The following is an 11,529-nucleotide window of genomic DNA, read 5'->3' as shown; positions in this document are numbered from 1 at the left end:
CTCAGGCCATGGCAGCCGGATAAATAAAGTGTCCAACTTTATGGGGTCACTTCACGGCTTTCAAACCCTGCGGCGTTTTTCGTTATTGATGAAGACAGATAAATGCTTTCCGCTAATGGAACGACTGAGCCCGGTAAAGTACCACCTGATTACGACCACTCTCTTTAGCGATGTATAGCGCCTGATCCGCCTGTTCCATCAGACCTTCCAGGTTCTGATCCTCGCGCATACAAACACCCATACTTAGAGTTACCTTCAGGCTTTTCTCCGGTAAAACAACTTCCGTACGCTCTATCACAGCCCGAAGAGCATTCATGCGTACCAGAAGGTCCGCTTCGGTAACCCCCTGAGTCAGCAAACAAAACTCTTCCCCACCCAAACGAGCCATCAGGGTATCGCTTTGACTTTCCGAACGGATGCACTCCGCAACGACTTTTAGTACCTCGTCACCCGCACTGTGGCCATAGATGTCGTTCACTTTCTTAAAATAGTCGATATCCATCATCACAAGACCTAACTCAAGGGACTTCTCTTCGGCCTGCGCAATCAGGTCGTCGGCGGTGGGATAAAAGTACTGCCGGTTAGGCAGCCCAGTCAGAAAGTCTTTATAAGCAGCCTCTTTCAACTCACGAACACTTAACAGCAGATCCATCATGTTGTTGATACGGCTGTAGAATTCTTCCACAGTAAAGCCTTTGTACATAAAGTCATTGGCACCGCATTTCAGGATTTGAGCCGGAATCTGCTGATCGATCTGACCGGAAATACCGATAATAGGCAACTCGGTTGAGGAGTATTGCTTCCGAACCCGACGGATAACGTCATAGCCACTCATGCCCGGCAACTGATAATCCATCATGACCATAGAAATATCATTGCGACTGGCAAGAATATCAACGGCTTCTTCACCACTGGTTGCCAGAATAACCTGATAGTGCTGTCGCTGAAGCAGCGCCTTAAGATAGGCACAATAGGTCGCGGAGTCATCTACCACCAGAACCTTGTGCATCCGATTAGTAATCAGGCGTTTAACCAGAGAGATGACATCCTCCAGTCCATCCTGATCCTTATAGAAATAATCGATAACATCCCGATCCATCACGGATTCACGGGTGTCACTATCCAGTGAGCTGGTCAGGGCAATGGCAGGAATTTTATGCTTAACAGCCAAATCCAACATCGCACCAGAAGCTGCATCCTCCAGAACCAGGCCACTGATTATGACCATGTATTCCTGAGAGTTAGCACTGAGCAAGGCTTCGACTTCGCGACGTGTTTTAACTGAATCGACCTGCAGACCCTTTACCTGACTTCTCAGAGTTTGCGCGAGCACATCTCGAAAAAAAATCGAATTGTCAGCAATCAGCAGGCGTTTTTTCAATGGCATTTCTTAGCCTTATCGGTTCCAGCTACCCTGATCAGACGCCAACGGCCACTGGCGTCATCAGATCACCGGCCAGAAAAGCCCACTGTTCAGGCCAGTTTTCGACAGGAGAACGCCCGGAACGGGCATATTGCTGAATACGTCCCTCCACAATGGAGAGCAATAGCTGGGACGTTACGGGCACAGGCATACGAGTTTTCATCTGATCGCGGATCTCAGCTTCGCGAAGAATTTGCTTCAGCTGAGTTTCCAGACGCTCATAGAATTGAGAAACACGACTGCGCAGACGCTCATTCTCACCCACCAGCGCTTCACCAGTCAGAATACGGCAAAGTCCCGGGTTACGGTCAGCAAAAGCGAGTACCAGCGTCAGCAGGTGTTCACAGCGATAAATCGCCTGGGGCTCATCATGCAGGATACGATTAACACGACTGAAAACGGCATCCTCAATAAACTCGATCAGACCCTCAAACATCTTAGCCTTGCTGGCAAAGTGGCGATATAACGCAGCTTCAGATAAGCCGACCTCTTTCGCCAGATTTGAGGTAGTAATTCTGGCACCGGGATTATTCTCCAGCATCTGAACAAGTGCCTGAAGAATCTGCTCCCGGCGGGACGATTTTGTGTGCTTCTGATTACTTTCCTGCGTCATGGTCTTTCCAGTTTCCCAGCTTTTTTATCAGTGCCCATTACCAGCATCAATCCTGATTGGTGATAAGGGTTCCCACCCCGGCATCCGTGAAGATCTCAAGCAGAGTTGCATGAGGCACCCGGCCATCAATAATATGAGAGCTTACCACGCCATTTTTGACTGCGCTTAACGCACAACCAATTTTTGGCAACATACCGCCATAAATGGTGCCATCGGCAATCAGCTCATCAACCTGAGCGGTACTCAGTCCGGTCAGAATATCACCATCTTTATCCAGCAGACCGGCGATATTGGTCAGCAGCATCAGTTTCTCCGCACCTAACGCCTCGGCCACCTTACCGGCAACAAGATCAGCATTGATGTTATAGGAACGGCCTTCTTCATCCACACCGATCGGAGCAATAACAGGAATAAAGTCACGCTGTACCAGCATATCAACGACATCGGTTTGCACCGCAGCGACTTCACCCACGTGACCGATATCGATAATTTCAGGAGCGGTCATTTCCGGTGTCTTGTGAGTTACTTTCAGCTTTTTAGCTTCAATAAGGCCGCCATCTTTACCGGTCAGGCCTACCGCTTTACCACCAGCCTGATTGATCAGACTAACGATCTCTTTATTCACCAGACCGCCCAGCACCATCTCCACCACATCCATGGTTTCTTCATCGGTGACACGCATACCATTAACAAAGCGGGATTCGATCTTCAATTTTTCCAGCAGCTCGCCAATCTGAGGGCCACCACCATGAACCACCACCGGATTGATACCCACCTCTTTCATCAGCACCATGTCACGGGCAAAAGAAGCTTTCAGCGCTTCATCGGTCATAGCATTGCCACCGTATTTGATCACGATGGTCTTGCCGGAAAAACGCTGAATATAAGGTAGGGCTTCGCTAAGGACCTTAACAACTTCGATAGCGTGTTCAGTATTGGCCATATCGCTCATGGGAGTACCTGTAAAACCTCTTGGTTATGCTCTTGAATGCCCACCCGGTCGACAAGGGTAACAGGACGGGTATTTTTCTTATTTGTCTGTTTCAGCACCTGCCGCTCATCACGAACCACAGGCGTTATGATAAGTGATCTACTGGCGGCCAGAGTGACCGAAACCGCCAGCACCACGCTCAGAGGCATCAAAGTCATCAACAATATTCAGTTCAGCCTGAACCACAGGCACCAGCACATACTGAGCCAGTCGCTCGCCGGGCTCCAAGGTGAATGCCGTCTGACCACGGTTCCAGCAGGAGATCATCAGCTCACCCTGATAGTCGGAGTCGATCAGGCCCACCAGGTTACCCAGTACAATGCCGTGTTTATGGCCCAGACCGGAGCGCGGCAGAATCACACCCGCCAGACCCGGATCACCAATATGGATCGCAAGGCCGGTGCCGATCAGCTGAGTTTCACTAGGCTGCAGGGTCACTGGCTCATCGATGCACGCGCGAAGATCCATACCCGCAGAGCCTTCCGTTGCATAGTGTGGCAGCGGCAGCTCATTACCAATTTTAGGATTAAGAATTTTAACGTCGAGTGTACTCATCGGATAACCGTGCTCTTTCGGAATTCGGGGAATATAACGAGATCTGCCGATTCTTTTTGGTGCATTTGACCTATGCCGACAGCAGCCAGCATTATAACAATTTCGGCGCGAACTGCTTGTTAAACTTGTGCATCATCCTTGGATTGCAGATTAAAACGGCTGGCGATACAGCGCATCAGATCCTGCGCCAGATCCTGCTTAGCGGCCTGATCAGGACGAAGTGACTGTAGGGCGCCCTCTTCCTGCCAAAGCAGCGTGACCGCGTTCTGATCGCTGTTAAAGCCTATATCGGTACGGGAGACATCATTGGCGATAATCATATCCAGATTTTTCCGAACCAACTTATCGGCCGCGTATGCGTCCACATCCTGAGTTTCTGCAGCAAACCCAACGGTGAAAGGACGCGCTTCATGCTTGGCAACCGTGGCCACAATGTCAGGGTTCTGTACCAGATGCAGCACCAGATCATTCTGACCGGGCTGCTTCTTCATCTTATGGTCCGCCGCATTTAACGGACGATAGTCCGCTACCGCTGCCGCCGCAATAAAGATATCGGTTTGTTCAATCACTAAGAGGCTGGCCTCCAGCATCTGCTGAGCACTCAGCACCGCGATCAGATTCACCCCTTCCGGTGCCTGAATCTGAACAGGGCCGGCAATCAGGTTAACCTGCGCGCCGGCTTTCAGCGCTGCCTCGGCCAGAGCAAAACCCATTTTTCCGGAACTGTGGTTACTGATATAGCGCACCGGATCGACCGCTTCACGGGTCGGCCCCGCAGTGATGGTAACGGTTTTGCCTGACAGCGAACCCTGCGGTGCCATCAGTGCTTTGGGTACCAACTGCAGTTCACCGGCTGCCGCGGTAATCAGATCAGCAAGTTGCTCCGGTTCCAGCATGCGGCCAAAACCTACATCGCCACAGGCCTGCTCGCCCTGTCCCGGACCCATCAGCTGATAGCCGTATGCTTCCAGCTGACGTGCGTTCTGCTGTGTTGCCGGATGATGCCACATCGCCTGGTTCATCGCCGGAGCCAGCAGCACTTTAGCATCGGTGGCCAGACAAAGCGTGGTCAGCAGATCATTGGCCATGCCCGCCGCCAGTCGCGCCATCACATCCGCACTGGCCGGTGCTACTACGATCAGGTCTGCCCACTTTGCCAGCTCAATATGCCCCATACCTGCTTCAGCGTCAGGGTCCAGCAGATGCGTGTGTACGGGGTTGCCGGATAGCGCCTGAAAAGTCAGGGGGGTAATAAAAGCCTGGGCGCCATCGGTCATCACCACACGAACGTCTGCACCGGCCTTTATTAACAGGCGAGTCAGCTCAGCGGATTTGTAGGCAGCGATACCGCCACTAATACCCAACAGGATACGAACCTTTGCCAACATGATAGACACACCCTCGGTAGATAAATCCGGTCAATGCTCTGAACAGGAGGCCCTGTGACCGGCAGAATTATAGAAGCCAACAGTCCTGAGCCGCACAAGATAGCATGAGCACCCTTATAGCGTCAGCTTTGGTCTTTGCGTAGCAAACACAGACAAACTCACGTCTGAAATTTTATCTTCCATCCGATAATTGCGACTTGCGAAAACCTGATACTGGGTCGAAGATGCAGTTATAAGAGGGGTAAGTCATCAGGGAGGTGACCATGAGCCTGAAGGATTGGCCGGAACAGGAACGGCCCAGAGAAAAACTGCTGCGCCTCGGTGCACAAACACTTAGCGACGCTGAATTACTGGCGATCTTTCTCAGAACCGGAATTCCCGGTAAAAATGCCGTTGAGCTTGCTCGTGAATTATTATCGGGATTTGATGGCCTGAGAGCCTTGCTGGAAGCCGATCTTAAAACCTTCTGCAGTCACAACGGACTTAGCCCCGCAAAATTTGTGCAGCTGCAGGCGGTGCTGGAGATGGGCAAACGTCATCTGATGGCCCGGCTTGAAAGCGGGGAAGCCTTAACCAGTCCGGAGCTGGCAGAACACTACCTCATCACTCAGCTACGTCATGAGCCCCACGAGGTTTTCGCCTGTCTCTTTATGGACAACCAGCATCAGGTGTTGGCTTTTGAGCCTCTTTTTCGCGGTACGATCGACAGCGCCAGCGTCTATCCCAGAGAAGTAGTTAAGCGCGCTTTAGCCCATAATGCGGCTGCAGTCATCTTTGCTCACAACCACCCATCCGGCATTGCCGAACCGAGTCAATCTGACGAGCGCATCACCCATAAACTGACTCAGGCACTCAATCTGATCGAAGTTCGGGTACTGGATCACTTTATTATTGGCAATGGAGACACGGTTTCTCTTGCTCAACGCGGCCTGATGTAGATAATGTGCCCCTTCTGGCTGACTTTTTGCCTTTTTGGATCTGACTTTTGGTCAGTTCCGTTAAAAAGGGCAAGAAAACGGCCGCAAAACCACATAAAACTTGTCAGCTAGTGGGCATTCTGATATAACAGTGCGCCTTTAAATTGATGGGTTGAAGCAGGGCGCCGTTTGTTCCGGCTGATTCGCTGATTCCCCCCAGGTTTCTTGAATAGTTAAGACGCCTAGCTAGCGGCTGGAGGCTAGAAAATGTCCAAAGTTTGCCAGGTTACCGGGAAGCGTCCTGTAACCGGAAATAACGTATCACACGCACAAAACAAAACGCGTCGTCGTTTTACTCCTAACCTTCACACGCACCGTTTCTGGGTTGAAGCCGAGAAACGTTTTGTGAAACTGCGCGTATCTGCTAAAGGCATGCGCATCATCGATAAGCAAGGTATCGAAAAGGTACTGGCTGACATTCGTGCACGCGGCGTTAAGCTGTAAGCACTGAATAAAGGAGATTAATCATGCGTGATAAAATCAGAATGGTATCGTCTGCTGGTACTGGTCACTTCTATACCACAGACAAAAACAAGCGTACTACGCCAGACAAACTGGAAATGAAGAAATTCGATCCGGTTGTTCGTAAGCACGTTATGTATAAAGAAGCTAAAATCAAATAAGATTTTTCTTCTGAAAAAACCCGGCTTGTCCGGGTTTTTTTATGCCTGCATAATACCCCACGCTTTAACTGGGTTATTATCCCCTACTCATATCGATTCGATGCCAGCTTAACCCCCGAGTTCAAACCGGGTACTCTGATCTCTGAGAGAACTTTGTCATGCCTGAATTACCGGAAGTCGAAACCACCCGAAAAGGTGTCAGTCCCTACTGCCTGAATCAGACCGTCAAACACCTGATCGTTCGACAACCATCGTTACGCTGGCCAATACCTGATGATCTGGACAAAAAAATCTGCGGTAAGCGCATTCTAAAGGTTGAGCGCCGGGGAAAGTATCTTCTGTTTGGTTTTGGACACGGTACTCTGATGGTGCATCTCGGCATGTCAGGTAGCCTGAGAGTATTGCTGGCTGACACCGACCAACAGAAAACAAACAAACACGATCATGTCGACATTATCGTGGATAGCGGTGACATCCTGCGCTATCACGACCCAAGACGCTTCGGGGCGATTCTCTGGACAGAAGAGCCGATCGAAAGCCATAAGCTGATTGCGCACCTGGGACCTGAGCCTCTGTCTGATGACTTTACAGCAGGCTATCTGGCTAAGCGCTGCACCAGGCGCAAGACCGCCATCAAAAGCCTGATCATGGACAGCAAGGTAGTGGTGGGCGTAGGTAACATCTATGCCAATGAAGCCCTGTTTCTGTCCGGTATTCACCCTCAGCAGGCTGCTGGCAGTATTAAACCCGCAAAACTGAAAAAACTGACCGACAACATAAAATTTGTCCTGCAGCGCTCTATTGAGCAGGGCGGCACAACACTGAGAGATTTTGTCGGTGGTGATGGCAAACCGGGCTATTTTGCTCAACAGCTGAACGTCTATGGGCGGTCAGGGTCAGAATGCCTGCATTGCAAAACCGAACTAAAAGAGATTCGCCAGAATAATCGCAGCAGCGTTTTCTGTCCGACGTGTCAGCCACTTAAGGACTGAAACAGTCTCTGACCAACAGCGACCCAAACGATTACTCCCACAAACCTGTTATCTACTATCTCTGAAAGGAACTACCATGTACGCCGCCTTTAAACATATTCACCTCCTGACAGTAGCGCTTAGTCTTGGCCTGTTCACTCTGCGCGGTATCTGGATGCTGCTGGACTCTGACAAACTACAAAAGCGCTGGGTAAAAATTGTTCCCCATATTATCGACACTCTGCTACTGGTCAGTGCTATCGGCCTGATGTTTCAGATTAATCAGTATCCGTTTTCAGAAGGTTGGCTAACGGCAAAACTACTGGGGCTGATCGCCTATATTGTTCTGGGTACTATCGCCCTCAAACGGGGCAAAACCAAAGGCACCCGTGTGATCGCACTGGTCGCAGCCTTCGGTGTAATCGCTTATATTGTTGGCGTGGCGATTCACCGTAACGCCTTATCCTGGCTGGCCTGATAAGCCAGCAAAAGAATATCTGACAATCGTTAAGGAACAGATGCCATGCGTATTGCCGTTTTCAGCGCCCAACCCTACGACAAACAGTTTCTGGAACAGGAAAACGGCAGGCATGGCTACGAGCTGAGCTACTTTGATCAGCTGCTGAACGAGACCAATGCCGGACTCTGCCAAGGCTTTGATGCGGTCTGTGTTTTTGTTAACGATGACCTGAGTGCGCCGGTCGTGAAAAAGCTTAAAGCCCAAGGCGTGCGCTTTATCGCCCTGCGCTGCGCTGGTTTTAACAACGTTGATTTACTGGCAGCCAAATCACTGGGACTGCCAGTGGTTCGGGTTCCCGCCTACTCTCCCGAAGCCGTTGCCGAACATACACTGGCACTGATACTCACCCTGAACCGCAAAACCCACCGCGCCTACAACCGGGTCAGAGAGAGCAACTTCACCCTGAACGGTCTGCTGGGCTTTAATCTTCATGGAAAAACCGTAGGGCTGATCGGCACCGGCCAGATCGGTCTGGCAACCGCTAAAATTCTGAAAGGGTTCGGCTGTGAGCTGATCGCCTATGACCCCTACCCGAATCAGGATTATCTCGCACTGGGCGGCCACTATGTTGAACTGGATGAGCTTTACAGCCGCTCCGATATCATCAGCCTGCATTGCCCACTGAGTGAAGAAAGCCACCACCTGATTAACGAGCAATCGATAAGCCAGATGAAAGAAGGCGTCATGCTGATCAACACCAGTCGGGGAGGTTTAGTGGACACTCAAGCTCTGATTGCCGGGCTGAAAAGCCGTAAAGTTCGGGCACTTGGGCTGGATGTTTATGAACAGGAGAGTCAGCTCTTCTTTCATGACCATTCCGGTGAAATTATCGATGATGATCAGTTTGAACGCCTGCAAAGCTTCCCTAACGTGCTGATTACCGGTCATCAGGGTTTCTTTACAGAAGAGGCACTCACCCAGATCGCTGCCGTCACCCTGGGTAATCTGGACTGCCTGAACAGCGGCCAGCCCTGTGAAAATGAGCTAACCCATACGATCAGCTAACCCTTCAGCTAAAAAGCGGGGCCAGGCTGGAAGGCAATAACTGCAGTACAATTGGTAGCGTCACCATCGCCAGCAAGGTCTGAGCCGTTGTAATGGCCGCCATCAGTGGCGCATGCCCACCCAGCTGGCGGGCAAGAATGTAAGATGACGTTGCCGTTGGCATCGCTGCAAACAGAAGTAGTACCGAAATTTCCAGTTCACTCAAGCCAACAACATAGCCGACCAGGGTAGCCACTACCGGCATAATAAAAAGCTTAATCAGACTGGAGGAGATCAACGGCCAGGATGCTTCTTTCACCGCATTCAGATTCAACGCAAAGCCCACTGCCAGAAGCCCAAGCGGCAGCGCGGCATTACTGACAATATGAAACGCTGCGGCACTCCAGCCGGGTAAACCGATCCCGGTCACGTTAAGCGCCATACCCAGCACACAGCCTACAATCAGCGGATTTTTCGCAATCGCCTTAATCGTTCCGCCAATACCACTGCCGCTCTGCCCCACATAAACCGCAAAAATACAGACACAAAAAACATTAATCAGCGGAATCATAATCGCCATCGTAACCGCAGCTATCGTAATACCCGCCTCACCATACAGAGCTTCGGCAGCCGCCAGCACCACATAGGTATTAAAGCGCAGCCCTCCCTGATACACCGATGTAAACACCGGGCCAGACCGGGTCAGCAAAGGCTTAAGGATGACAACCAGCGCAGTCATCGCAATCAGCAGACCCACAATCGCCATCGCAACTTTATCGACGGCTACCTCATCGATACTCGCGTTGGCCATCTTGCTGACCAGCATGACCGGAAAGAGAAAGAAGTAGGTGAAGCGCTCCACCAAAGGCCAGAAATCTCCACCGGGAAATCGAAAAATATGCAGCAGCGTACCGGCCATAATCACCATAAAAACCGGAACTAATGCATCAAGAATCAACATATCAACCTCTTCAAAAACATCTGCCAAAAGCGGCATTTCTGACCCGAGCGCAGTCTACCTAAGCCCTGCAACAAGACCAAGCGATGTACTTACAAACTCAAGTCAGTCATCACCAAACATATAACCAAAGCTTTTTTGATCCTGCTCAATATTCAGACACATTCACTTTAGTGCGACAAATATGCGGCAATTGGTCACACGGTTTTTACCACGGATTTCGTTAGACTTGGCCGTCTGTAGCAGGCTGTTCCAGCAATCGTCTGAGAAAAACCGCTTTCCGAAAGAGCAACATGTTCCCCACAGGTGTCGGCGTTATCTATGTCAACCAAACAGCTTAAATTACTCTGGACACTGACTATCGCCGCTCTGCTGGTGATGCTGATCTATCTGGCAAACCATCTGAACGCGCTTATGGATATCGATGAGAGCCAGATGCCCGGCTGTGTTATGGAACAGGGCAGTTGCACCGTCACGCTGAGTAGTGGTGACTCGGTACGTCTTTCAGTATCACCCTGGCCGGTATTAGCTCTCAAACCTGTTGAATTCCGGATTATGGCTGACAATCTGAGCCTCTCTTCTGCTCAGCTCGCACTAACGGGCCGCACCATGTACATGGGTATTCATCAATACACCCTGCGGCCTCTCGCCGGGGGTAATACTCTGGCTGTTAATGGCACGATCAGCGTCTGTACCGAGAAAGTCATGCCCTGGCGTGGACGGGTTGAACTGGAAACATCAGCAGGCCCCAAACAGGTTTGGTTCGATTTTAATGTCCTTCAGATGTAGCTTGAGCAACTTTTCGGAGCTAAAGAACATCAAAAGACAAACAAAATCTCCGAAAAGCGTCAGGAATCCTTTATGGTAAACGGCTACTGATCTGGATTAGCCCTAACGACGGAACAGACTTATGCTCGACAGTTTTAAAAAACACTTCTTCAAAGCTTTTCTGATGCTGCTACCGGTTGTTGCACTGGTCGCCGGTATGGAGATCTATCAGAAATCTCAGATGAAAAATGCGGCCAAAATGATGCAGATTGGTGGGGACTTTACGCTGCAATCTGCAGATGGCCCTTTCACCTTAAGCGCCCGCCCTGGAAAACTAAACGTTATCTACTTCGGTTACACACAATGCCCTGATGTCTGCCCGACATCTCTTTCGGTGATGGCCCACGCCTTTAAACAGATACCTGAAAATCAAAGAACTAAGCTACAGGGGATTCTGATCAGCGTCGACCCTGAGCGGGACACCCTGCAGCACCTGAAGAATTACACCCAATTCTTCCATCCGCAGATTATCGGCCTGACCGATACTCCGGAGAAAATTCTGGCCCTGTCGCGCAAGTATGGTGCCTTTTATCAGAAAGCACAGATCGACAACAGCGCCATGGGCTACACCATTGATCACACGTCGATGTTTTACCTGACGAATGATAAAGGCGAAGTACTCGAAACCGTCAACCACTCAGCCTCACCGGATGCATTGCTGGAAGCACTTAAGCGCCAGCTTGATTAACAACTGACTG

General features: G+C 50.6%; 14 protein-coding genes. 8 read left to right on the top strand and 6 right to left on the bottom strand.

Annotated elements, in window-relative coordinates; genetic code table 11:
* Positions 1–112: 112 nt before the first annotated feature.
* From AC4GL5_RS01350 to coaBC, 5 genes are all read right to left on the bottom strand, one after another.
* A complete protein-coding gene (locus AC4GL5_RS01350) occupies positions 113–1,387 on the bottom strand; it encodes a GGDEF domain-containing response regulator (RefSeq protein ID WP_490380982.1) in 1,275 nt (424 codons plus the stop codon).
* Positions 1,388–1,418: 31 nt separating this feature from the next.
* Positions 1,419–2,036: a nucleoid occlusion factor SlmA gene (gene slmA / locus AC4GL5_RS01345; protein WP_490380981.1), complete on the bottom strand. Its 618-nt coding sequence runs from the start codon at positions 2,034–2,036 to the stop codon at positions 1,419–1,421.
* A 46-nt stretch (positions 2,037–2,082) separates the two neighbouring features.
* On the bottom strand, positions 2,083–2,979 hold the full coding sequence (gene argB, locus AC4GL5_RS01340) for an acetylglutamate kinase (protein ID WP_490380989.1): 897 nt from the start codon (positions 2,977–2,979) through the stop codon (positions 2,083–2,085).
* 147 nt (positions 2,980–3,126) lie between these two features.
* Positions 3,127–3,582 carry a dUTP diphosphatase gene (dut, locus tag AC4GL5_RS01335; protein WP_490380980.1) on the bottom strand — a complete coding sequence of 152 codons (456 nt, stop codon included), beginning with the start codon at positions 3,580–3,582 and terminating at the stop codon, positions 3,127–3,129.
* Between the two features lie 119 nt (positions 3,583–3,701).
* The gene (gene coaBC, locus AC4GL5_RS01330; protein WP_490380979.1) at positions 3,702–4,970 is read right to left on the bottom strand and encodes a bifunctional phosphopantothenoylcysteine decarboxylase/phosphopantothenate--cysteine ligase CoaBC; all 1,269 of its coding nucleotides are present in this window, start codon (positions 4,968–4,970) and stop codon (positions 3,702–3,704) included.
* A 263-nt stretch (positions 4,971–5,233) separates the two neighbouring features.
* On the opposite strand from coaBC, the gene radC reads away from it, so the two are divergent.
* From radC to AC4GL5_RS01300, 6 genes are all read left to right on the top strand, one after another.
* Positions 5,234–5,908: a RadC family protein gene (radC, locus tag AC4GL5_RS01325; protein WP_490380978.1), complete on the top strand. Its 675-nt coding sequence runs from the start codon at positions 5,234–5,236 to the stop codon at positions 5,906–5,908.
* A 246-nt stretch (positions 5,909–6,154) separates the two neighbouring features.
* A complete protein-coding gene (gene rpmB, locus AC4GL5_RS01320) occupies positions 6,155–6,391 on the top strand; it encodes a 50S ribosomal protein L28 (RefSeq protein WP_086480053.1) in 237 nt (78 codons plus the stop codon).
* A 23-nt stretch (positions 6,392–6,414) separates the two neighbouring features.
* Positions 6,415–6,570, top strand: a complete 156-nt coding sequence (gene rpmG / locus AC4GL5_RS01315) for a 50S ribosomal protein L33 (protein WP_078320520.1) — start codon at positions 6,415–6,417, stop codon at positions 6,568–6,570.
* A gap of 158 nt (positions 6,571–6,728) precedes the next feature.
* Complete coding sequence (gene mutM, locus AC4GL5_RS01310) at positions 6,729–7,562, top strand: bifunctional DNA-formamidopyrimidine glycosylase/DNA-(apurinic or apyrimidinic site) lyase (RefSeq protein WP_490380977.1); 834 nt, start codon at positions 6,729–6,731, stop codon at positions 7,560–7,562.
* Positions 7,563–7,638: 76 nt separating this feature from the next.
* Positions 7,639–8,019 (top strand): SirB2 family protein, encoded by a 381-nt coding sequence (locus AC4GL5_RS01305; RefSeq protein ID WP_490380976.1) that lies wholly within the window; start codon positions 7,639–7,641, stop codon positions 8,017–8,019.
* Between the two features lie 45 nt (positions 8,020–8,064).
* A complete protein-coding gene (locus AC4GL5_RS01300) occupies positions 8,065–9,066 on the top strand; it encodes a 2-hydroxyacid dehydrogenase (RefSeq protein ID WP_490380975.1) in 1,002 nt (333 codons plus the stop codon).
* A 4-nt stretch (positions 9,067–9,070) separates the two neighbouring features.
* Here the strand turns inward: AC4GL5_RS01300 and AC4GL5_RS01295 are convergent, their stop codons facing one another.
* The gene (locus AC4GL5_RS01295) at positions 9,071–10,006 is read right to left on the bottom strand and encodes an AEC family transporter (RefSeq protein WP_490380974.1); all 936 of its coding nucleotides are present in this window, start codon (positions 10,004–10,006) and stop codon (positions 9,071–9,073) included.
* A gap of 318 nt (positions 10,007–10,324) precedes the next feature.
* Between AC4GL5_RS01295 and AC4GL5_RS01290 the strand changes: the two genes are divergently transcribed.
* Together AC4GL5_RS01290 and AC4GL5_RS01285 are read left to right on the top strand one after the other, a co-directional pair.
* Positions 10,325–10,792: a hypothetical protein gene (locus AC4GL5_RS01290; protein ID WP_490380973.1), complete on the top strand. Its 468-nt coding sequence runs from the start codon at positions 10,325–10,327 to the stop codon at positions 10,790–10,792.
* Between the two features lie 121 nt (positions 10,793–10,913).
* A complete protein-coding gene (locus tag AC4GL5_RS01285) occupies positions 10,914–11,519 on the top strand; it encodes an SCO family protein (protein ID WP_490380972.1) in 606 nt (201 codons plus the stop codon).
* Positions 11,520–11,529 lie beyond the last annotated feature (10 nt).

This window comes from Oceanospirillum sp. (genome assembly GCF_982874595.1).
Note: the sequence above shows the minus strand (reverse complement) of the source record. Positions and strands in the feature narration are given on the sequence as shown.

Bases quoted from the DNA above. Each gene is read 5' to 3' on its own strand.
- AC4GL5_RS01350 (WP_490380982.1), bottom strand. From the start codon at position 1,387: ATGCCATTGAAAAAACGCCTGCTGATTGCTGACAATTCGATTTTTTTT.
- slmA (WP_490380981.1), bottom strand. From the start codon at position 2,036: ATGACGCAGGAAAGTAATCAGAAGCACACAAAATCGTCCCGCCGGGAG.
- argB (WP_490380989.1), bottom strand. From the start codon at position 2,979: ATGGCCAATACTGAACACGCTATCGAAGTTGTTAAGGTCCTTAGCGAA.
- dut (WP_490380980.1), bottom strand. From the start codon at position 3,582: ATGAGTACACTCGACGTTAAAATTCTTAATCCTAAAATTGGTAATGAG.
- coaBC (WP_490380979.1), bottom strand. From the start codon at position 4,970: ATGTTGGCAAAGGTTCGTATCCTGTTGGGTATTAGTGGCGGTATCGCT.
- radC (WP_490380978.1), top strand. From the start codon at position 5,234: ATGAGCCTGAAGGATTGGCCGGAACAGGAACGGCCCAGAGAAAAACTG.
- rpmB (WP_086480053.1), top strand. From the start codon at position 6,155: ATGTCCAAAGTTTGCCAGGTTACCGGGAAGCGTCCTGTAACCGGAAAT.
- rpmG (WP_078320520.1), top strand. From the start codon at position 6,415: ATGCGTGATAAAATCAGAATGGTATCGTCTGCTGGTACTGGTCACTTC.
- mutM (WP_490380977.1), top strand. From the start codon at position 6,729: ATGCCTGAATTACCGGAAGTCGAAACCACCCGAAAAGGTGTCAGTCCC.
- AC4GL5_RS01305 (WP_490380976.1), top strand. From the start codon at position 7,639: ATGTACGCCGCCTTTAAACATATTCACCTCCTGACAGTAGCGCTTAGT.
- AC4GL5_RS01300 (WP_490380975.1), top strand. From the start codon at position 8,065: ATGCGTATTGCCGTTTTCAGCGCCCAACCCTACGACAAACAGTTTCTG.
- AC4GL5_RS01295 (WP_490380974.1), bottom strand. From the start codon at position 10,006: ATGTTGATTCTTGATGCATTAGTTCCGGTTTTTATGGTGATTATGGCC.
- AC4GL5_RS01290 (WP_490380973.1), top strand. From the start codon at position 10,325: ATGTCAACCAAACAGCTTAAATTACTCTGGACACTGACTATCGCCGCT.
- AC4GL5_RS01285 (WP_490380972.1), top strand. From the start codon at position 10,914: ATGCTCGACAGTTTTAAAAAACACTTCTTCAAAGCTTTTCTGATGCTG.